The 18,882-nt window shown below is 71.9% G+C and carries 22 protein-coding genes and 1 pseudogene; 18 read left to right on the forward strand and 5 right to left on the reverse strand.

Annotated elements, in window-relative coordinates:
- Nucleotides 1–111 precede the first annotated feature (111 nt).
- Nucleotides 112–516 carry a VOC family protein gene (locus ACFWIS_RS12230; protein ID WP_380452492.1) on the reverse strand — a complete coding sequence of 135 codons (405 nt, stop codon included), beginning with the start codon at nt 514–516 and terminating at the stop codon, nt 112–114.
- A 142-nt stretch (nt 517–658) separates the two neighbouring features.
- Here ACFWIS_RS12230 and ACFWIS_RS12235 point away from each other — a divergent pair, with 142 nt between their 5' ends.
- Nucleotides 659–1,555: a LysR family transcriptional regulator gene (locus ACFWIS_RS12235; protein WP_380452494.1), complete on the forward strand. Its 897-nt coding sequence runs from the start codon at nt 659–661 to the stop codon at nt 1,553–1,555.
- Between the two features lie 29 nt (nt 1,556–1,584).
- Here ACFWIS_RS12235 and ACFWIS_RS12240 read toward each other — a convergent pair whose 3' ends face one another.
- Complete coding sequence (locus ACFWIS_RS12240) at nt 1,585–2,421, reverse strand: helix-turn-helix domain-containing protein (RefSeq protein WP_380452496.1); 837 nt, start codon at nt 2,419–2,421, stop codon at nt 1,585–1,587.
- A 101-nt stretch (nt 2,422–2,522) separates the two neighbouring features.
- On the opposite strand from ACFWIS_RS12240, the pseudogene ACFWIS_RS12245 reads away from it, so the two are divergent.
- Both ACFWIS_RS12245 and ACFWIS_RS12250 read left to right on the forward strand, forming a co-directional pair.
- Nucleotides 2,523–2,654, forward strand: a pseudogene (locus ACFWIS_RS12245) (NADPH-dependent oxidoreductase); the annotation flags it as partial.
- Between the two features lie 84 nt (nt 2,655–2,738).
- Nucleotides 2,739–3,707 carry an aldo/keto reductase gene (locus ACFWIS_RS12250; protein ID WP_380452648.1) on the forward strand — a complete coding sequence of 323 codons (969 nt, stop codon included), beginning with the start codon at nt 2,739–2,741 and terminating at the stop codon, nt 3,705–3,707.
- A gap of 84 nt (nt 3,708–3,791) precedes the next feature.
- Here ACFWIS_RS12250 and ACFWIS_RS12255 read toward each other — a convergent pair whose 3' ends face one another.
- The 3 genes from ACFWIS_RS12255 to ACFWIS_RS12265 form a co-directional block, all read right to left on the reverse strand.
- Nucleotides 3,792–4,634 (reverse strand): hypothetical protein, encoded by an 843-nt coding sequence (locus ACFWIS_RS12255; RefSeq protein WP_380452498.1) that lies wholly within the window; start codon nt 4,632–4,634, stop codon nt 3,792–3,794.
- A gap of 420 nt (nt 4,635–5,054) precedes the next feature.
- A complete protein-coding gene (locus tag ACFWIS_RS12260; RefSeq protein WP_380452500.1) occupies nt 5,055–6,431 on the reverse strand; it encodes a metallophosphoesterase in 1,377 nt (458 codons plus the stop codon).
- Between the two features lie 172 nt (nt 6,432–6,603).
- A complete protein-coding gene (locus ACFWIS_RS12265) occupies nt 6,604–7,761 on the reverse strand; it encodes a LacI family DNA-binding transcriptional regulator (RefSeq protein WP_380452502.1) in 1,158 nt (385 codons plus the stop codon).
- A 355-nt stretch (nt 7,762–8,116) separates the two neighbouring features.
- On the opposite strand from ACFWIS_RS12265, the gene hisC reads away from it, so the two are divergent.
- The 15 genes from hisC to ACFWIS_RS12340 all read left to right on the forward strand — a co-directional run bounded on the left by hisC (nt 8,117) and on the right by ACFWIS_RS12340 (nt 18,811).
- Nucleotides 8,117–9,202, forward strand: coding sequence for a histidinol-phosphate transaminase (hisC, locus tag ACFWIS_RS12270; RefSeq protein WP_380452504.1), 1,086 nt, complete (start codon nt 8,117–8,119; stop codon nt 9,200–9,202).
- 330 nt (nt 9,203–9,532) lie between these two features.
- Nucleotides 9,533–10,921, forward strand: a complete 1,389-nt coding sequence (locus ACFWIS_RS12275) for an efflux RND transporter periplasmic adaptor subunit (protein WP_380452506.1) — start codon at nt 9,533–9,535, stop codon at nt 10,919–10,921.
- Nucleotides 10,922–10,923: 2 nt separating this feature from the next.
- Complete coding sequence (locus tag ACFWIS_RS12280; RefSeq protein WP_380452508.1) at nt 10,924–11,727, forward strand: ABC transporter ATP-binding protein; 804 nt, start codon at nt 10,924–10,926, stop codon at nt 11,725–11,727.
- The gene (locus ACFWIS_RS12285) at nt 11,724–12,935 is read left to right on the forward strand and encodes an ABC transporter permease (protein WP_380452510.1); all 1,212 of its coding nucleotides are present in this window, start codon (nt 11,724–11,726) and stop codon (nt 12,933–12,935) included. The genes ACFWIS_RS12280 and ACFWIS_RS12285 overlap by 4 nt, the downstream gene beginning before the upstream one ends.
- 14 nt (nt 12,936–12,949) lie before the next feature.
- Nucleotides 12,950–13,579 carry a hypothetical protein gene (locus ACFWIS_RS12290; RefSeq protein WP_380452512.1) on the forward strand — a complete coding sequence of 210 codons (630 nt, stop codon included), beginning with the start codon at nt 12,950–12,952 and terminating at the stop codon, nt 13,577–13,579.
- A gap of 94 nt (nt 13,580–13,673) precedes the next feature.
- Nucleotides 13,674–13,883, forward strand: a complete 210-nt coding sequence (locus tag ACFWIS_RS12295) for a hypothetical protein (protein WP_380452514.1) — start codon at nt 13,674–13,676, stop codon at nt 13,881–13,883.
- Complete coding sequence (locus ACFWIS_RS12300) at nt 13,873–14,076, forward strand: DUF397 domain-containing protein (protein ID WP_380452650.1); 204 nt, start codon at nt 13,873–13,875, stop codon at nt 14,074–14,076. Before ACFWIS_RS12295 ends, ACFWIS_RS12300 begins: the two co-directional genes overlap by 11 nt.
- 209 nt (nt 14,077–14,285) lie before the next feature.
- The gene (locus tag ACFWIS_RS12305; RefSeq protein ID WP_380452516.1) at nt 14,286–14,708 is read left to right on the forward strand and encodes a hypothetical protein; all 423 of its coding nucleotides are present in this window, start codon (nt 14,286–14,288) and stop codon (nt 14,706–14,708) included.
- Nucleotides 14,709–14,749: 41 nt separating this feature from the next.
- The gene (locus ACFWIS_RS12310; RefSeq protein ID WP_380452518.1) at nt 14,750–15,259 is read left to right on the forward strand and encodes a GNAT family N-acetyltransferase; all 510 of its coding nucleotides are present in this window, start codon (nt 14,750–14,752) and stop codon (nt 15,257–15,259) included.
- Between the two features lie 239 nt (nt 15,260–15,498).
- Nucleotides 15,499–15,690, forward strand: a complete 192-nt coding sequence (locus tag ACFWIS_RS12315; RefSeq protein ID WP_380452520.1) for a hypothetical protein — start codon at nt 15,499–15,501, stop codon at nt 15,688–15,690.
- Nucleotides 15,674–16,186 (forward strand): DUF6879 family protein, encoded by a 513-nt coding sequence (locus ACFWIS_RS12320; RefSeq protein ID WP_380452522.1) that lies wholly within the window; start codon nt 15,674–15,676, stop codon nt 16,184–16,186. Before ACFWIS_RS12315 ends, ACFWIS_RS12320 begins: the two co-directional genes overlap by 17 nt.
- Nucleotides 16,183–17,034, forward strand: a complete 852-nt coding sequence (locus ACFWIS_RS12325) for a helix-turn-helix domain-containing protein (RefSeq protein WP_380452524.1) — start codon at nt 16,183–16,185, stop codon at nt 17,032–17,034. The genes ACFWIS_RS12320 and ACFWIS_RS12325 overlap by 4 nt, the downstream gene beginning before the upstream one ends.
- Nucleotides 17,004–17,477 carry a Scr1 family TA system antitoxin-like transcriptional regulator gene (locus ACFWIS_RS12330; RefSeq protein WP_380452526.1) on the forward strand — a complete coding sequence of 158 codons (474 nt, stop codon included), beginning with the start codon at nt 17,004–17,006 and terminating at the stop codon, nt 17,475–17,477. Before ACFWIS_RS12325 ends, ACFWIS_RS12330 begins: the two co-directional genes overlap by 31 nt.
- 88 nt (nt 17,478–17,565) lie before the next feature.
- Nucleotides 17,566–17,715 carry a hypothetical protein gene (locus ACFWIS_RS12335; RefSeq protein WP_380452528.1) on the forward strand — a complete coding sequence of 50 codons (150 nt, stop codon included), beginning with the start codon at nt 17,566–17,568 and terminating at the stop codon, nt 17,713–17,715.
- 7 nt (nt 17,716–17,722) lie between these two features.
- The gene (locus tag ACFWIS_RS12340; RefSeq protein ID WP_380452529.1) at nt 17,723–18,811 is read left to right on the forward strand and encodes a protein-L-isoaspartate O-methyltransferase; all 1,089 of its coding nucleotides are present in this window, start codon (nt 17,723–17,725) and stop codon (nt 18,809–18,811) included.
- Nucleotides 18,812–18,882: the final 71 nt, after the last annotated feature.

Genomic DNA, 18,882 nt, shown 5'->3' on the forward strand with positions numbered 1-18,882 from the left:
CGTCTGTTTATTTTTTTTAAACTACCCCCCCCCGGGCCCGTCTCCCGCCGCCCCGCGCGCCCGGGCCGCCGGGTTTGGCTGGTGGGGCCCCCCGGGGCCCCCACTTCCGGTTCAGCTGGTGGCGTCGGCGGCGCCGGCGGCGTCCTGGGGGTACCAGCGGAGTTCGACGGTGTTGCCGTCCGGGTCCTGGACGTAGAGCGAGGTGGCGGTGCCGCGGGCGCCGTAGCGGGGGCCGGGGCCGTCCAGAACGGTGAACACACCCGAGTCGACGACCTCCTGCCAGTCGAGGGGTTCGACGGTGAGGCAGATGTGGTCGACGTTGGACTCGTGGCGCGGGCGGTGGAACAGGTCGATGATCGTCTCGCCGCTGACCCGGACGGACGGGAAGGAGACCTTGCCGGCCCGCCACTCGTCGACCCGGACCGGCTCCAGGCCGAGCAGGCCGGTGTAGAAGGCGAGCGACCGCTCGATGTCGGCGACGTTGAGGACCAGGTGGTCGAGGGCTACGACGCGCATGGTGATCGGCTCCGGTGGTGTGGGTTCGCTGGTGACGAGGTCCACGATCCTCCGCCCCGGAGTGATCATCAATGCCGGATCACCGTAAGATCGTTGAGCGGGACTAAACGATGCGGGTCCGATGCGGGTCCGAGGGGGCGGCATGCTGGAGCGGCTGGAGACCGAGGTCTTCCTCGCGCTCGCCGGCGAACTGCACTTCGGCCGGACGGCCGAGCTGCTGGGCCTGACCACCGGCCGGGTCAGCCAGGTGGTGCGGAAGCTGGAACGCCGCATCGGCGCACCGCTGTTCGAGCGCACCAGCCGGTCCGTGCGGCTCACCCCGGTCGGACGGCAACTGGCCGAGGACCTCGCCCCGCTGGTGGCCGCGATGGACGAGGCGCTGCGCCGGGCGGTGGACGCCGGCCGCGGGGTGACCGGCGAGCTGCGGGTGGCGTTCCTCGGCGAGTGGACGGCCCCGGTGCTGCTCAGGGCGGTCGCGCTGTTCGGTGAGCGACACCCGGACTGCCGGGTGGACGTCCGGGAGGCGCAGCTCTCCAACTCCCGCTCCAGCCTGGAGGACGGCTCGATCGACATCCTGGTCGCCTCCTACCCCTTCGACGGCATGTCGCTGGGCCCGGTGCTGCTCACCGAGCGGCGCGCCCTGGCGGTGCCGGCCGGGCACCCGCTGGCCGCCGAGGCCTCGGTGTCGCTCGAAGTGCTCGGGGACCACCCGGTGGTGCAGTACCCGGCGGTGACCTCGATCGGCTTCAAGCGGGACCGCACCCCCGACCGCACGCCGTCCGGCCGCGCCGTCCCCAAGGGACCCTCGGGCAGCACCTTCTCCGAGATGCTCAGTCTGGTCGCCATGGGCCGGGGCGTGCTCCCGGTCGGCGAGCACTGCCGGCGCTACTACCCGCGCCCCGACCTCGCCTACGTCCCCATCCACGACGCCCCGCCGATCCGGCGTGGGCCGGTCTGGCTCCCGGCGAACACCACCGAACGCGTCCGGGAGTTCATCCGCGCCGCGGCCGAGGTGGCCGCCGAGGCGGCGGTCCGGTAGTGGTCCGCCAGTGGCCCGGTTGCGGGGGCTCAGGAGATCGCGCGCAGCCGGGCCGGCGCCGGGGTGGTCAACTCGACTAGGTGGGCGGCGGTTTCGGCGTCGGCGGGGAGCAGGACGAGGAGCTGCTGGGCGTCGGCGGGGAACTCCAGGGCCTCGCGGTGGAGGCGGAGTTCGGGGCCGACGGGGTGCTGGAGGCGCAGCGGGCCGCGGCGGGGCACGAGCTGGTTGGCGAGGCGACGGGTGAACTCCGGGCCGGCGACGGGGGCGAGTTCGGTGCTGAGCCATTCGGAGTTCTCGGCGGTGGGGCCGAGCCAGAGGTCGAAGGCCTGTTCGTCGGCGATGTCGTCCCAGTCGGCGAAGAGCGCGCGGGCGCGGGGGTCGGTGAAGACGTAGCGGGTGAGGTTGGGGGCGGGGTGGTCCAGGAGGCCGGCGGCGCCGAGGACGGCGGCGTAGCCGGGGGTGTGGGCGAGGATGTCGCCGAGCCGGTTGGTGACGGCGGCGATGCCCGGTTCGAGCAGCCGGAGGGTGTCCCGGACGGTGGGGCGGACGTCGCGGCTGGGCGGGGCCGGGCGGACGTGGTGGGGACAGGCGCCGCCTGTGATCTTGGCGAGGTAGCGCAGGTGGGTGCGTTCGGCGGGGTCGAGGCTGAGCGCGTCGGCGAGGGTGTTGACCACGGCGGTGGAGGGGTTGCGGTCGCGGCCCTGCTCCAGCCGGGTCAGGTACTCGACGCTGATGCCGGCCCGGAGGGCGAGGTCGGAGCGGCGCAGTCCGGGTGAGCGGCGGCGGCCGTGGTCCGGCAGCCCGAGCGTCTCGGGCTGGATGCTGTCGCGCTTGGCGCGGATGAAGTCCCCCAGCGGTGTGCCCATATGACGAGCGTACGGGTGGGGCGGGTGTGGAGGGTGGCCCTGTGGGGGCCAGTCTGGGCACGGTCTGGCTGGGGCCGTCCGGCGGGCGGATCGTGGTGGCCATGGAGAACAAGAGCACGTACAGGCTGGTGGTCCTGGTCGGCAGCGTCCGGGAGGGCGAGGGCAGGTTCGGCCCGGTGGTTTCCTCGTGGGTGGCCGAACAGGCCGCCGCCCACGGGGGGTTCGAGTTCGACCAACTGGCCTGGTGGGCGTCCGCGTCGAAGAACGTCCGGGCCGCCGCCCCGTACCCGGCCTGAGCCGGGGGAGGTGAGGACGTGATGGAGTACGGAAAGCTCGGCGGCACCGAGCTGGTGGTCAGCCGGATCGCGCTCGGCTGCATGGGCTTCGGCGGTGGCGGGCAGGGTCACAACCCCTGGGCGCTGGACGAGGAGGCGGCCGGGCCGGTCTTCCGGCGGGCCGTGGAGCTCGGGATCACCCTCTGGGACACCGCCAACGTGTACGGCGGCGGCGCCTCGGAGGAGCTGGTCGGTCGCGCGGTGCGGCGCTACACCCGGCGCGAGGACATCGTCCTGGCGACCAAGGCGGGCCTGCCGGTGCACGACGGCCCGGGCGGTTCGGGGCTGTCCCGGCGGGCGATCCTGGAACAGGTCGACGGGTCGCTCGCCCGCCTGGGCAGCGACCACCTCGACCTCTTCCAGTTGCACCGCTTCGATCCGGCGACCCCGGTGGAGGAGACGGTGGCGGCGCTGGCCGAGGTGGTGGCGGCAGGGAAGGTCCGGTACGTCGGGGCGTCCTCGATGTGGGCCTGGCGGTTCGCGAAGCTGCAGCACGCGGCGGCCCTGGCCGGCGGTCCGCCCTTCGTGTCGATGCAGCACCAGTACAGCCTGGTGCAGCGGGAGGAGGAGCGGGAGATGTTCCCGCTGCTCGCCGACCAAGGGGTGGGCAGCCTGGTGTGGTGCCCGCTCGCCTCGGGGCGGCTGGCCCGTCCGTACGGGCGGTCGACGGCCCGCTCGGCGGGGGACCCGGTGGCCGGGCGGTTCTTCGCGGACGTGGACCGGCCGGTCGTGGACGCCGTGCAGGCCGTCGCGGCGGGCCAGGGGGTGCCGATGGCGCGGGTCGCGCTGGCCTGGGTGCTGGGCAACCCGCTGGTCACCGCCCCGATCGTGGGCGCGACCCGGCCGGGGCACCTGGACGACGCGGTGGCCGCGCTGGACGTCCGGCTGAGCGCGGACGAACGCGCGGCCCTGGAGGCGCCGTACACGCCGCGGCTGCCGACCGGGTTCTGAGCCGGGCCGGTGGCACGGGCCGGCCGCAGGGTGGCGGCACGGGGGTGGCACGGGCCGGCCGCAGGGTGGCGGCCCCGGTGCGGCTCAGCCGACGTCGTCCGGGCCGGTGAAGTCGGGCGGGGTGTAGCCGGGCCCGGTGAAGTCGGGCGGGGTGAAGGCGGCGGGGCGGGCGGTGCGGCCCTCCGGGTCGGTGATGTTGTCGGAGCCGGGGCTGGTGAAGGCCGGCGGGCTGTAGCCGGGCCCGGTGAAGTCCGGGCTGGTGAAGCCGGGGGCCGGGCGGCCGGGGACGGCCGGCAGCTGGGTGTGGAGGTACGGCAGCAGGCCGCGGTCGCGCAGGGCGGCGCGCCATTCGCCCCGGGCGGCGGCGAGTTCGGCGGCGAGCTCCGGGTCGGTGCCGGCCGGGACGGCGGCGGCGCCGTCGCGTATGGCGGTGAGCAGCAGGCCGATGACGCCGACGGCCATGGCGGCGGCGCCGGTGGCGAGCGCGACCCAGCCGGCGGTGACCATCGAGCGGCCGAGGGCGAGCCCGGAGTCGGTGGCGCGCAGCAGGTAGCCGACCAGCAGCAGGACGAGGGCGGCGGCCCAGGCGAGGATCGGGGTGAGCACGGTCAGGACGGGGAAGAGCCCGGCGCCGCCGTTGGCGGAGCGCAGCTGGCTGAGCAGCCCGGGGGCGTACGGTTCGACGTCGGTCGGTGGCGGGGGTGTGGCGCGCAGGGTTTCGCGCAGCGCGGTGTAGTGGGCGTACTCGGTGGCGGCCGCGGTGTTGATGCGGTCGGCGTCGCGCAGGGCGAGGACGCGGAGCTGGTCGGCGGTGAGCGCGCCGGGGGTGCGCAGGGCGGTGAGGACGGTGCGGTCGCGCAGGGCTTCGCCGAGGAGGCGCTCGTACTCCGGGCGGTCCTCGGCGAGCAGCGGCGGGGGGTTGGACATGGGGACCCCGTTCATGCGGACCCCGGCCGACAGCGAGGACGCGGGACCGCATCGGGGACGCGGGACACCCTCAGGGCGCCGGGGCGGGCGCGGAGGCGGGCCGCCGGACGGGCGGCCGGGTGTGGTGTGCCTCATGGTAGGGGCGGGGGTGGCCGGGCTGACAGTCGGTTTCCGGAATTTCGCGCCCCGGGCCGCGCGCGTGCAGGGGCGTGCGCGCCGGGAACAACTGTTCTGGTGATGCCGTCGACTGACGTCGGGTCGGGTCAAGGGTCGGATCGTCGGACGATCGGAGGATGAGTCGGATCCGCAGATCAGATCATCGAACGGTCGGACTCGTCGAACGGTCGGACTCGTCGAACGGTCGGACTCGTCGAACGGTCGGACTCGTCGAACGGTCGAACCGCCGGACTCGTCGAACGGTCAGATCGGCAGCCGGGCGACCAGCAGCCGGCCCTCCATGGTGACCCCGCCGTCCATCGCCACCGCCAGGTCGTCCGCGTACACGTACGGCCCCGGGATGTGCGGCGGCTGCCCGTCGTCCGCGTGCACCGCGCCGGTGAGGTACGGGATCGGGCTGTGCCCGTGCACGATCCGGGAGCCGCCGAAGGTGTCCAGCAGCTCGTGGACGGCCGTCGGCCCGGCGTCGCCGCGGAAGGCGAAGCGCTTGGTGAAGCGACGGAAGCAGTCCCACCACTCGTCCACGCTGCCGTCGGCGAGCAGGCTGTGCACCGCGTCGTTGACGTCGGGGATGGACTCGCCGTACTCCAGGTACGCGGTGGTGTCGGAGTGCAGCAGCAGGTGCCCGTCCTCCAGGCCCATCGCGGGCAGCCGGGAGAGCCAGCTGATGTGGTGGGCCTCCAGCCGGTCCAGGTCGTTCTGCTGGCCGCCGTTGAGCCGCCAGGCGGCGAGGAAGGAGGCGGTGCCGGCGGTGGACTGGACGGGCTCGTCGGCGAACTTGGCGGCGCCGAGGAAGAGCAGCTCGTGATTGCCCATCAGGGCGCGGCAGTAGCCGCCGGCCGCGGCGGCCTCGGCGGCGAGCTGCATGACCAGGTCGATGACGCCGATGCCGTCCGGGCCGCGGTCGGTGAAGTCGCCGAGGAACCAGATCCGGGCCCGGCCGGCCGACCAGTGGCCGTCGGCGTCGATCAGGCCCTGGTGGTGCAGTTCGGTGCGCAGCTCCTCCAGGTAGCCGTGCACGTCGCCGACGACGTAGACCGGGCCGGGCGGCTCGCCGGGGCCGGGGGCCGGGTACGGGTAGGTCGGCGCGGCGGGGTCGGGCAGCGGCGGGCCGAGCTCGATGGTCGGCGGGTCGTCGCGGTCGGTGGGCCGGCCGGGGTGCTGCTCGCCGAGCTGGAGGGCCGGGGAGGGCTGGTCGGGCAGGGTGGGCTCGTAGCCGGGGTGCTCCTGGGGCTCGTAGCCGGAGCGGTCCTGGGCTTCGTAGCCGGGGTGCTCCTGGGGTTCGTAGCCGGAGTGGTCCTGGGCTTCGTAGCCGCTCTCGTAGCCGCCCTGGTTCCGGTGCGGGAACGCCGGCTGCTGGTCGACCGCGCCGGGGTCGGTGCCGGGCACCTGGGCGTGCACGGTGTGTCCGTGGTCCTGGCCGTCGACGGGCCAGTGCTGCTCCAGGTAGCGGGCGCCGCCGTAGCCGCTGTAGGTCTCCGCTTCGTACGGGGCGTTCTGGTAGCCCGGGGCGGGCTCGGGTTCGTAGTAGGTGCCGTACGGCAGCACGTCGAGGTCCGGCTGGTGGCGGGGGCCTGAGTGGGGGTGCTCAGGTCCGGGGAAGCGGTCCTCGGGTGTCATTCGCCCATCATAGGAAGACCACTCTCCCGCCGTCGTCACCTGGTGGGTATCCAATCCTCCGGAGCGTCAGCCGGGCGCTCGCGCACGGTCCGTTTTGTCCCGGATCGGTAGGGTCTCGTGGGCTTTTCGTGGGCGTTCCGTCGGCCTTTCGCCGCCGTCCCGCCCCCCTGCGCTACACCTCGCCCGGTGTCCGGGGCGGGCTGACGGTGGTGCGCGGGCTCCGTCGCTGGGAGGAGGCCCGGACGATCAGCTCGGTCGGCATCAGGGTGCCGGGCGGCGGGCCGGTGCCGGCGGTGCGGAAGCGCGGCGGGAAGAGCCGGGCGATGTCCACGCCCGTCCCGGAGTCGACTCCCTCGATGGCGTCGATGAGCAGGTTGACGACGGTGGTGCCGATCTTGCGCGGCTTCAACGAGAGGGTGGTGATCGGCGGCTCGGTGGCCGCGTAGACGTCGCTCTCGCTGCAGCAGACCAGCAGCAGGTCGTCCGGCACCCGCAGGCCGTAGCGGCGGGCGGCGGCGAGCAGGTCGGTGCCGTTGGGGTCGAACAGCCCGTACACGGCGTCCGGGCGGTCCGGGCGGGCGAGCAGCCGGTCGGCGGCGACGGCCCCGGCGGCCGGGTCGTGGGCCGGGTAGGCCTCGTACACCGGCTCCTGGCCGACCTTGGCGCACCAGCCGAGGTAGGCCTCGGTGGAGAGCCGGGTGTAGGTGTCGGTGCTGGTGCCGGTGAGCAGGCCGATCCGGCGGGCGCCGGCCTCGGAGAGGTGGTCGAGGATGCCGAGCACGGCGGCCTCGTGGTCGTTGTCGACCCAGGCGGTGACCGGGCAGTTGCCGGGCTTGCCGTCGCTGACCACCGGCACGCCGGACCGGTACAGCTCGCTGACCAGGGGGTCCTGGTCGGGCGGGTCGATCACCACGGTGCCGTCCAGGGCGATGTTGCCCCAGACGTCGTGGCGGGAGGAGGCGGGCAGCACCACCAGCGCGTAGCCGCGGCCGAGGGCGGCACTGGTGGCGGCCCGGGCCATCTCGGCGAAGTACGCGAACTCGGTGAAGGTGAAGGGCTCTTCGCCGTAGGTCGTGACCGTCAGCCCGATCAGGCCTGACCGTCCGGTGCGCAGGGTGCGGGCTGCCGCCGAGGGGCGGTAGCCGAGGCGCTCGGCGACCTCGCGCACCCGGCTGCGGGTCTCGTCGGGCAGGCGGCCCTTTCCGTTCAGCGCATCGGAGACGGTGGTGATCGACACTCCGGCGGCTGCTGCCACATCCCGGATGCCGGCCCGCTCCAGACGCCTTGAGGTGGTGGGACGCCGACCGCTCTGGTTGGCTGCTGCTGTCATGGCGGACCGATCGTATGGCTCCTGACAAGGGTCTGTGACCGGCGCATCGGAAGCCTTCGGAGATACGTTTCTCCAAGAGTGAGCCGGGGTGCGCTCCTTCGATACCCTCCTGAAACCAGCCGACTTACCTCTGACATGTGCCAAAGGAACCGGGCAGAATGGCTGATCTGCGCCTGTAACCCGTCCGGGCATCTCACTCCTACGGGTGAGGGCGGTCGGTATCGTGCAAGGCACCCGACCGGGGTGGTCCGGGCCCGCCCCGAGATCCCGGGAGCGGAGCCGGGTCCCGGGGTACGGCGGCGATCCCGACCGTGCGACGGCGGGCCGACCGGCAGAGACACGAAGGAGTACGACCGTGAGCAGTGGTACCTCAGCGCAGGGCCCGCGCCTGCGCCCGAGTCTGGACGGCATCCCCACCTACAAGCCCGGCAAGCCGGCCGGCGCCGACGCCTACAAGCTGTCCTCGAACGAGAACCCGAACGACCCGCTGCCCGGCGTCCTGGAGGCGGCGGTCGCGGCGGCCGGCTCGTTCAACCGCTACCCGGACATGGGCGTCAGCGAGCTGACCGCCGTCCTCGCCGAGCGCTTCGGCGTGCCCGCCGAGCACATCGCACTCGGCACCGGCTCGGTCGGCGTCGCCCAGTCGCTGGTGCTCGCCACCGCCGGCCCGGGCGAAGAGGTGATCTTCGCCTGGCGCTCCTTCGAGGCCTACCCGATCATCACCCAGATCGCCGGGGCCACGCCCGTGCCGGTCCCGCTCAAGGACAACGGCGACCACGACCTGGACGCGATGCTCGCCGCCGTCACCCCGGCCACCCGGCTGATCTTCGTCTGCAACCCCAACAACCCCACCGGCAACGTGGTCCACCGCGCCGAGCTGGAGCGCTTCCTGGACGCCGTCCCCGGGGACGTCCTGGTCGTCGTCGACGAGGCGTACATCGAGTTCATCCGCGACCCCGAGGTGCCCAACGGCATCGACCTCTACCGGGACCGCCCCAACGTCTGCGTGCTGCGCACCTTCTCCAAGGCGTACGGCCTGGCCGGCCTGCGGGTCGGCTTCGCGATCGCCCACGAGCCGGTGGCGGGCGCCCTGCGCAAGACCGCCGTCCCGTTCGGCGTCAGCCAGCTCGCCCAGAACGCCGCCGTCGCCTCGCTGCGCGCCGAGGAGGCGCTGCTGGTGCGGGTGGAGGCGCTGGTCGGTGAGCGGGACCGGGTCATCGCCGGGCTGCGCGCCCAGGGCTGGGACGTCCCGGACTCGCAGGCCAACTTCGTCTGGCTCGGGCTCGGCGAGCGCTCGGCGGACTTCGCCGCGGCCTGCGCCGCGGCCGGGGTGATCGTCCGGCCGTTCCCGGAGGGCGTGCGGGTCTCGATCGGCGAGGCCGAGGGCAACACGATCTTCCTGTCGGTGGCGGAGGCCTTCCGCAAGGAGATCGAGGGCTGATCCCTCCTCCTGTTCGGCAGGGGCGCGCTCCGTCGGGGGCGCGCCCCTGCGGCGTTGTCCGGGGGGCCAGCGGGGTCGTCCGTGGCGGGGGCTGCGTCTGCGGCCTGCGGCTGCGGGTCGAAGGCCGGCTGAGGGCTGTCTGAGGATGCGCTGCCGGATGGCTGGGGATCGCTGGGAGGCGGCTGGGAGTTCGGCCAACGATCGGCCACGCCCCGACCAAGCCGCCCGCGCGGGGCGGGAGGTTCGGGCGGAATGCCCGGATCCGGTCGATCAGTCTTCTCCCAGCCGGTGCCCAGGGCAGCGCAAGAGCGCCCCGCGAAGCTGTCCGCCATGAAGGTGCTCCCACGGCGGCGAGGCGCCGTCCTCGTCAATTCCGCGCTCGGCGTGGCCCTGCTGGGCGGTGCGGCCCTTGTGTACGCCACGGTCGACGGCAGCGGCGGCACGGCCGCGGCCAAGCCGGCCGCCCGTACCGTGACCGTCACCAAGGGGACGGTCCTGGCCACCGTGTCCGGAACCGGCACGCTGGCCTCCCCGACCGACGCGGCCCAGGACTTCGCCACCGGCGGGCGGCTCACCGCGGTCAAGGTCGCGGTGGGGGACGCCGTCAAGAAGGGCCAGGTGCTGGCGACGGTCGACACCACGGCGGCCCAGCAGCAGGTGGACGCCGCCCAGTCGGCGCTCACCACGGCGAATGCCAACCTCACCAAGGCACAGGCCGGGGTCACCACGACGACCACCGAACCCCTGCCCGGCGCCACCACCCCTCCGTCGAACAGCGGCAGTGGCAGTGGCAGCGGCAGCGGCGGCGGGGGCGGTGGGAGTCGCGGGGCGGGCGGGAGCAGTGCGCCCGCCCCGCAGACCACCACCATCACCACCACCAAGGTCGACGACGCGGCGGTGGCACAGGCCCAGCAGCAGGTCGCGACCGCGCAGACCAACCTCACCAACGCCCAGGCGGCGCTTGCCGGGACGACGCTCACCGCCTCGGTGGACGGCACGGTCGCCTCGGTCTCGGCGAAGGTCGGGGACACCGTGGGCGCCAACGCCACCGGCTCCGCCACGTCTTCGAAGTCCACCGGTGCGAGCGCGAGTTCGGGCTCCCCCAGCGGCTTCATCGTGCTCACCAACCCGACCGGGATGCAGGTCACCGCCAACTTCTCCGAGCTGGACTCGCTCAAGCTGAAGAAGGGCGAGGCGGCCACCGTCACGCTGAACGCCCAGTCCGACACCAAGCTCAACGCGACCGTGCTGTCGGTCAGTTCGCTGCCGTCGAGCAGCGGCAGCGGCGCGGCCGGCTCCTCCGCCGTCCAGTACGCGGCCACCCTCCAGCTCAACGGGGACACCAGCACCCTGCGCACCGGCCTCAGCGCGACCGTCCAGGTGATCACCGGCGAGGCGGACAACGCGCTCTCGCTGCCGACCTCGGCGCTGTCCGGCACCGGCGCCTCGCGGACCGCCACGGTGGTGCACGAGGGCGGCGCCACCGAGCGGGTCGACGTCGGCGTGGGCGTCGAGGGCGACAGCACGGTGCAGGTGGTCTCCGGGCTCAACGAGGGCGACAAGGTCGAACTCCCCACCACCAGCGGCAACAACGGCTTCCCCAGCGGCTCCTTCCCCGGTCTGGGCGGTGGCGGCGGCCGGGGCGGCAGCGGCGGCTTCGGCGTCCCGGGCGGGGCCGGTGGCGGCGGTGGCGGCGGCGGCCGGGGCGGTAAGGGCTGAGCATGCAGCACGTCATCGACAAGCGCGTCCCCGCGCACCCCGTGCCGGTGATCCGGATCAGTCGGCTCACCAAGTCGTACGGGCACGGCGACGCCACCGTGCACGCCCTGCGCGGCCCCTCGCTGCCCGGGACGGGGGAGCCGGCCGGCGTCGACCTGGACATCGAGCAGGGCGACTTCGTCGCGGTGATGGGCAGTTCGGGCTCCGGCAAGTCCACCCTGATGAACATCCTCGGCTGCCTCGACGTCCCCACCTCCGGCCGCTACCTGCTGGACGGCACCGACGTCGGCCACCTGGACGAGCAGCAGCTCGCCCTGGTCCGCAACCGCAAGATCGGCTTCGTCTTCCAGTCCTTCAACCTGGTGCCGCGCACCACCGCCCTCGCCCAGGTCGAGCTGCCGCTCGCCTACGCGGGCGTCCGGGCCGCCGAGCGCCGGCGGCGGGCGATGGCCGCGCTGTCCCTGGTGGGGCTGGGCGAGCGGGCCGGGCACAAGCCCAACCAGCTCTCCGGCGGCCAGCAGCAGCGCGTCGCGGTGGCGCGGGCGCTGGTCACGGCGCCCGCCATGCTGCTCGCCGACGAGCCGACCGGCAACCTGGACAGCCGTTCCACGGAGGAAGTGCTGGGCCTGATCGACGGGCTCAACGCCACCGGCCGCACGGTCGTGCTGATCACCCATGAGGACGAAGTCGCCCTGCACGCCAAGCGGGTGCTGCGGCTGGTCGACGGGCAGATCGTCAGCGACGTCCGGCAGGCGCCGGTGGACGGGCCCCCGCCCGTCCTGGCCCGGCAGGGGGTGCCCGCGTGATCCTCTGGCAGACGATCCGCTTCGCGGTCGGCGGCCTGGCCGCCAACAAGGTGCGCTCGGCGCTCACCATGCTGGGGGTGCTGATCGGCGTGGCCTCGGTGATCCTGCTGCTGGCGGTCGGTAACGGCTCCTCCCAGGCGGTCAAGGACTCGATCACCTCGCTGGGCACCAACTCGCTGACGGTCAGCTCCGGTTCGGCGGCCGGCGGCGCGCGTTCGGTGTCCTCGGTGAAGAAGCTGACGGTCGCCGACGCCAAGGCGCTGGCGAGTGACGCGGACCCGTCCGCGGTCAAGTCGGTCGCACCGGTGGTGACGACCAGCGCGACGGCGTTGTACGGGAACGTCTCGTACAGCCCGGGGTCGGTGGTGGGTACGTACCCCGCGTACTTCGAGACCGCCAACCAGAAGGTCGCGCACGGCGACTACTTCACCGACGACGACGTGCTCGGCTCGCGCAAGGTCGCGGTGCTCGGCGCCACGACGGCCAAGCAGCTGTTCGACACCGAGGACCCGGTCGGCAGGAAGATCGTGCTCGGCGGGACGCCGTTCACGGTGGTGGGCGTGCTCGCCGCCAAGGGCGGCAGCGGGTTCACCGATCCGGACGATGTGGTGATCGCACCGCTGCCGACCGTGCAGAACGCGTTCACCGGGTTCGGGGCGGTCAACCAGATCCTGGTGCAGGCGTCGTCCGCTGACACGACCGCTGCGGCGCAGAACGAGATCACCCGGGTGCTGCTCGGGACGCACGCGATCGCCGACCCGACGAAGGCGGACTTCCGGATCACCAACCAGGCCTCGCTGCTCACGGCGAGGGAGAGCACGACGAAGACCTTCACCGTGCTGCTGGGCGCGGTCGCGGCGATCTCGCTGCTGGTCGGCGGGATCGGGATCACCAACATCATGCTGGTGACGGTGACGGAGCGGACCCGGGAGATCGGCATCCGCAAGGCGCTCGGCGCCCCTCGGGCCGTCATCCTCGGGCAGTTCCTGACCGAGTCGACGCTGCTGTCGGTGATCGGCGCGGGCTTGGGCGTGGCGGCGGGGATCCTCGGCTCGCACTTCAGCGTCGTCGGCATCAAACCGGTGGTGATCCCGGCGTCCGTGCTCGGCGCCTTCGGCATCGCCGTCGCCATCGGACTGTTCTTCGGCAGCTACCCCGCCAACCGGGCCGCCTCACTGCGGCCGATCGACGCCCTCCGGCACGAGTAGGAGCACTTTCTTCGATGGACCACGACGAACAGGTCGCCCTGCTGGCCACCCCGCCGGACGCGCGGGATGTCTCGGCGGAACTGGCCGCACCGCCCCGGCGCAAGCTGCCCTGGCTGTCGCTCGTCCTCGCGGGCGGGGTGATCGCCACCGGGGCGTTCGCGGGCGGGGTCTGGTACCAGCAGGGGCAGGGTGGGACGGGGGGCGGTAAGTCCTCCGCTCCCCGGGCCGCTTCGGCTGCCGCTCCGGCGGCGGGCGGCGGGTACGGTCAGGGCGGGTACGGGCAGGGCGGCGGTGGGCGCCGAGGTGGGCAGGGTGGCCAGGGGCAAGGCGGTCAGGGGCAGGGCGGTCAGGGTCAGGGCGGTGCTCAGGGCGGCTTCACGCGCGGCACGGTCAAGGCCGTCGACGGCACGACCGTGTACCTGACCGACGCCAGCGGCAACACGGTCAAGGTGACGACCGGGGATTCGACCAAGGTCCAGCTCAACAAGGAGGGCAAGGTCGCCGACCTCCAGCCCGGCCAGAGCGTGACCGTCGTGGGGACGCCGGATTCCAGTGGTGGGTATGCCGCCAGCCAGCTCGTCGAAGGTGCTGCCGGTGCCGGTGGCTTCGGCGGCGGTTCGCCCCGAAAGCCGTCCGGCGGCTGACCCGGAACCGTCGGACAGCCCGCGAGGCCCTCGCCGTCCCGGGCGGGGGCCTTCGCGCGTTCAGTCGCCGTCGTCGGGTCGCTGGATCTTGAGGGTGGCGATGACGCCGAGGGCGACGGTGGTGATGGCGAGGGCGAGGAGGGCGAGGAGGATCGGCTTCGGGTGTCCACTCTTCGATGCGCCATCTGACCTGGCAAGTTACCGCGAGATCCTCGACAGAATGGCATTTGTGGCCCTCTCCGAGGATGACTCACGAGACTTCATCCGATCCATCAAGAAGGAGATAGAGGGCAATCACGAGTAGCCCTGCGTGGCAGAAGTCCGGCTATTCCGGGTCCAGCAACGCGTGTGTCGAGGTGCGGGCTGCCGACGGGGTGATCGAACTCCGAGAGTCCGACGAGGGCGACACCATCGTGCGCACCACGCCCCTCAAGTTCGCCTCGTTCCTCCAGGGCGCGAAGTCCGGCGAGTTCGACCACCTGATCGTCGGTGCCTAACGACTCGTTCCGGCGGCCTCTTGCTCCCCGCAAGAGGCCGCCGTTGGTTGATCACCGACGTGTGGGCGCTCTGCCCGGACACCCGCCGCGGGGCGGGCAACGACCGGTAGGGGTGGGTCTGGGCCCACCCCAGGTGTGGGGCCAGACCGGTGTCGGGCCGTCCAACGCCTCCGTAGATTCGTTCTCACCACGACACGGAGGACAGAACAATGGCTATCACCGAGACGGCGAACCGCGGCAACTCCCGTACCGACGAGGCGTTCTCGACCGCGAAGAAGTGCATCACGCTCTTCGGCGCGATCGGTGTGATCACCCTCGCGACCGTCGCCGTGATGGCCTTCACCGGGCACGCGACCACCCCGTTCATGTGGATCCGCGGCATCCTCTTCCCCGCCCTCGCCCCGGTGCTCCTCCGCATCACCGCCCGCGCCGCCGGCGGCGACTACAAGGCCCTCGACCGCATCCGGACCCTCTCCACCGTGATGCCGATCGCCGTCCTCGGCGTCGACCTCATCCCCGGCATCTGCCCGACCTGGTACGCCGTCCTCCAGGGCCTCTCCGCCCTCGCCGTCCTCCCCATCGCCTTCCTCACCCGCACCAAGGCCGTCACCACCGCCATCCCCAAGCCGTAACCCCCGTGCCCCGTAAGGGAACCCGGCCTACACTCCGCGCCATGACAGCCATGGAGTCAGTGATCCGCCCGGCGGCCCCGGCCGACCTCGGGGCAGTCGCCTCGATCTACACCCACTACGTCCGCCACACCGTGGTCACCTTCGACGAGACCTCTCCGTCCCCGGCCACCTGGCAACAGCGGCTGGACGACCTCACCGCCCAGGGCCTGCCCTTCCTGGTCGCCGAGGTGGACGGCGAAGTCGCCGGCTACGCGTACGCGGCTCCCTGGCGCCCCAAGCCCGCCTACCGGCACACCGCCGAGAACTCCATCTACCTCGCCCCCACCCACACCGGCCGAGGCCTCGGCACCGCCCTCCTCGAAGCCCTGCTGGACGCCTGCACCAAGACCCGTATTCGCCAACTGATCGCCGTCATCGCCGACTCCGGCTCCGACGCCTCGGGCGCCCTCCACCGCCGCTACGGCTTCACCGACGCCGGCCGGCTGACGGCCGTTGGCCACAAGCACGGCCGCTGGATCGACACCGTCCTGATGCAACGCGCGATCGGCTGATCGCGCAGGAAGTCGGCCCCGCCGACTTCCTGCGCCGCACTGTTGCTGTTACCGGTCGTCGCCGCCCTGCGCGGGTGCGCGGGTGACAGAACCCGGCGTAGTGGCCGACTTCTGAGGTGTCAACGATGCGGTGCCGAAGTCATCGACTTCATGCGGGAACGTGAATGATCCTTGCCTGCTTTGTGCGGCCTGCCTAGGGTCCTAGCCACCAGTCCGCAATGAAACGTGGAGGGGAAACGATGAGGCTTACGAGGATCGCGGGCGGCTCCCCGGACTGCCGCAACGACGACTGCCCGACCGTCTACACCACGGACCGAGGGTCGATCGCGGTTCAGGGTGACATCGTGGAGCGGCGGACGCCCGCGGGCGAGGCAGTGGTGGAGATTCCCGAAGAAGTGTTGAGGGAGGCCTTCCGTGCTCTTGGATGGTGACGCCTGGCGGGCCGTCTTCAACTCGTTCGAACACGAGGCATTCCGCCTGGAGACGCGCAGTTCCTACGCCGTGCCCGGCGAGGACGAGGAGTTCCGGGAGTTCCTGGCCACGGGTGAACTCCACATCCCCGAGGACGACCCGTGGCTCACCCGCGTGCGGAACTATCGTGCGAGCGGCCGAAGGATCGGCCGGGTGCACGTCCTGACCCGACCGCTCTCCGACTACCTGCGCTACGAGTTCGCCGCCTACGCCTACAACGTGAAGGCCGGCGAGGACATTCGGATCCTGGACCTGACCGGTCGGGACAACCCTGGTCTCCCGGACCAGGACTTCTGGATGTTCGACGACATCAAGGTGGTCGACATGAGATACCGGCCGGACGGATCGCAGATCGGCCGGGAACTCCTGGACGATCCGGACCTGGGGCAGTACCGGCGCTGGCGTGATCTCGCGGTGTCCCTCTCGGTCCCCTTCGCGGAGTACGTCGCAGATTGACCCTCGATCCCGGTAGGGCCGGAGAGCAACGCCGGGACCTTGCAGCAGCGCTCAAGGACCTACGGCGCGCTGCCGGTCTTTCCGGTGAGCGGCTGGCCGTTCGGTGCGGTATGAGCCAGAGCAAGGTCTCTCGGATCGAGACGGGCAAGGCCCTGCCGACGGTCGTCGATGTGCAGCAGATCGTCAACGCGCTGGGCTTGGACGAGGACCTGGCTGGGGAACTGCTCGCGTTGGCCAGTGTGGCAAACGCCGAGTACGAGGATGTCCGGGCCTCCGTCCGGCGTGGACTTCACCTTCGGCAACGCGAATTGGCGACCCTCGAACGCAGCGCCGGGCACATTCGCTACTTCCTACCAGCCATGCCGTCCGGGTTGCTCCAGACACCCGAGTACATGCGAACAGCCATGAGCCCACCGGTTGATCCCGTCGACGGAGATGTGACTCAAGCCATCGCGTTGAAACTCGAACGGCAGGACGTTCTCTACGACGAGAGCAAGCAGTTCGACTTCCTGTTGACTGAGTCGGCTGTCCGTTGGAAGCTTTGCCCCCCACAGGTCATGGCCGTTCAGCTGGACCGCTTGGCGTCCATTTCACGACTTCCGAACGTCAATATCGGAATAGTCCCGCTGTCCGCTCAGGTCGCCGATGCGCCGTTCCACATCTTCACTGTCTACGACACCGGCCTCGTGACCATTGAACTCTTCACGGGGCGGGTCGTCCTGCGCGACCCGAAGGACATCGACCACTATCGTCGCCTGTTCGACTTCTTTCACGCGAACTCCCAGACCGGGGACGGTGCCAGAGCCTTGCTCGATCAGTGGTCCGAGGAGTTCCGACGGGGCTCGTAGAGTTGCGAGTTGGCGCACAGGTCTGCCGGCTGGTCGCTACTGGGGCTGCGCTCGGGCGCCCCCAAGGCCACGACGAATCGAAGTCGTTCACGTTCCTGCTCACGGAGCAGGCGGTGAACTGGGCGTTGATCCCTCCCCAGGCGATGGCTCTCCAGATCGACCGCCTATCCTCGCTCTCCCGTCTTCCGGCAGTCCGGATCGGTGTGATCCCGTACGGAACGCGCCTCACTCGTGGCCCGATGAACACGTTCACGATGTACGAGGACCGCCTGGTCACCATGGAGTCGTTCACGGGGCGCATAGCGTTCCGCGATCCGCGGGACGTCCTGCAGTACCGTCACATCTTCGCAATGTTCGAGGATATGGCTCTCTTCGACGATGAGGCCCGAACGGAGCTGCGCGATTGGGCGGACCGCTATCGAGGGCCCTCCCGAGATCTTTAGTCGCTATCGGGAATAACGTCCATGGGTCGCGTGGAATCCCCCTAATCTGCTCCTTGCTCTTGCATTCGGGAACGGAAGGGGAACAGGCATGGGAAAGCACGGCGGAGGATCGGGCGGGGACGGCCCCGGCAAGGCGGGCGGGGGCAGCGGCGGCGGGCACTCCGGGAAGCCGGACACCGCGCCGCACGACGGTCAGCGGGACGCGCCGCCCAAGGACCTGCCCAAGCCCGGGAAGTAGGGGAACCATGACGTGGTACGAACTGGCCGATGCGCTGCGGGAATCCGGGGCGCTGTCGGCCGACTGGGAGAAGGCGTTCCGCACCACCCCGCGCGAGCTGTTCACCCCGGACCGGGTCCTGGACGAGGGCGAGTGGCTCGATCGCGCCGAACAGCCTCATCGCTGGGCGGAGTTGGTCGCCTCCGACCTGGCCCTGGTGACACAGGTCTACGAGGGGACCGACACCCCGTCGTCGTCCAGCTCCATGCCCACCGTGGTCGCGCAGATGCTCCGGCACCTGGACGCGGCCGAGGGCATGCGGGTGCTGGAACTGGGCACCGGCACCGGCTGGACGGCGGGGTTGCTGTCCAGCCGACTCGGCGCGGAGAACGTGACCACCATCGAGCTGGACCCGGACCTGGCGAGTCGGGCTCGGCACCGGCTGCACGCGGTGGGCCTGCGGCCCACCGTCCTGGTCGGCGACGGCGCCCTCGGCCACCCCGAGGGCGCCCCGTTCGACCGGGTGCACTTCACCGCGGCCGTCCAGCGGCTGCCGTCGGCGATCCTCGAACAGACCGCCCCCGGCGGGGTCGTCCTGGTGCCGTACGGCACGGCGTTCTGCAACGGCGCGTTGTTGCGACTCACCGTGGCCGAGGACGGGCGGTCGGCGAGCGGCCCGTTCGTCGAGGACGTGTCGTTCATGTGGGTGCGCGACCAGCGGCCCGACAGCGGCGAGTTCGGGATCGAGGACGTCCGGTACGGGCCCTCGGGCATCGACCCGGCCGATGTGGCCGAGCAGTCCCACGCCGCCTTCGCGATCGGCCTGCGGATCCCGAACCTGTTCCGTCGGAGCGTGTGGGCCGCCTACGACCGGCTCGGCACCGGCCGCGCCGAGATCTGGGACGGGGAGTCGTACGCCCACTGCCGCTTCGCCGACTGGGACGGCCGGCACGCCGTGTCGCAGTCAGGCCCGCGCAACCTGTGGGACGAGGTGACGGCGGCGCACGACTGGTGGGTCCGCAGCGGCAGGCCCGCACTCACCCGGCTCGGCATGACGGTGACCGCGACCGGTGAACACCGCCCGTGGTTGGACGACCCTGCCAACCTCCTGCCCTGACCAGTCCCGGCCCTGCGCGGGGAGGGGGGCCCGGCCGCTTACCCCCCCGGCGCCCGGCGCCCGGGGGGCCC

Source organism: Kitasatospora sp. NPDC127060 (genome assembly GCF_042724935.1).
Classification (GTDB): domain Bacteria; phylum Actinomycetota; class Actinomycetes; order Streptomycetales; family Streptomycetaceae; genus Kitasatospora.

Bases quoted from the DNA above. Each gene is read 5' to 3' on its own strand.
- ACFWIS_RS12230 (WP_380452492.1), bottom strand. From the start codon at position 516: ATGCGCGTCGTAGCCCTCGACCACCTGGTCCTCAACGTCGCCGACATC.
- ACFWIS_RS12235 (WP_380452494.1), top strand. From the start codon at position 659: ATGCTGGAGCGGCTGGAGACCGAGGTCTTCCTCGCGCTCGCCGGCGAA.
- ACFWIS_RS12240 (WP_380452496.1), bottom strand. From the start codon at position 2,421: ATGGGCACACCGCTGGGGGACTTCATCCGCGCCAAGCGCGACAGCATC.
- ACFWIS_RS12250 (WP_380452648.1), top strand. From the start codon at position 2,739: ATGGAGTACGGAAAGCTCGGCGGCACCGAGCTGGTGGTCAGCCGGATC.
- ACFWIS_RS12255 (WP_380452498.1), bottom strand. From the start codon at position 4,634: ATGTCCAACCCCCCGCCGCTGCTCGCCGAGGACCGCCCGGAGTACGAG.
- ACFWIS_RS12260 (WP_380452500.1), bottom strand. From the start codon at position 6,431: ATGACACCCGAGGACCGCTTCCCCGGACCTGAGCACCCCCACTCAGGC.
- ACFWIS_RS12265 (WP_380452502.1), bottom strand. From the start codon at position 7,761: ATGACAGCAGCAGCCAACCAGAGCGGTCGGCGTCCCACCACCTCAAGG.
- ACFWIS_RS12275 (WP_380452506.1), top strand. From the start codon at position 9,533: ATGAAGGTGCTCCCACGGCGGCGAGGCGCCGTCCTCGTCAATTCCGCG.
- ACFWIS_RS12280 (WP_380452508.1), top strand. From the start codon at position 10,924: ATGCAGCACGTCATCGACAAGCGCGTCCCCGCGCACCCCGTGCCGGTG.
- ACFWIS_RS12290 (WP_380452512.1), top strand. From the start codon at position 12,950: ATGGACCACGACGAACAGGTCGCCCTGCTGGCCACCCCGCCGGACGCG.
- ACFWIS_RS12305 (WP_380452516.1), top strand. From the start codon at position 14,286: ATGGCTATCACCGAGACGGCGAACCGCGGCAACTCCCGTACCGACGAG.
- ACFWIS_RS12310 (WP_380452518.1), top strand. From the start codon at position 14,750: ATGACAGCCATGGAGTCAGTGATCCGCCCGGCGGCCCCGGCCGACCTC.
- ACFWIS_RS12315 (WP_380452520.1), top strand. From the start codon at position 15,499: ATGAGGCTTACGAGGATCGCGGGCGGCTCCCCGGACTGCCGCAACGAC.
- ACFWIS_RS12335 (WP_380452528.1), top strand. From the start codon at position 17,566: ATGGGAAAGCACGGCGGAGGATCGGGCGGGGACGGCCCCGGCAAGGCG.
- ACFWIS_RS12340 (WP_380452529.1), top strand. From the start codon at position 17,723: ATGACGTGGTACGAACTGGCCGATGCGCTGCGGGAATCCGGGGCGCTG.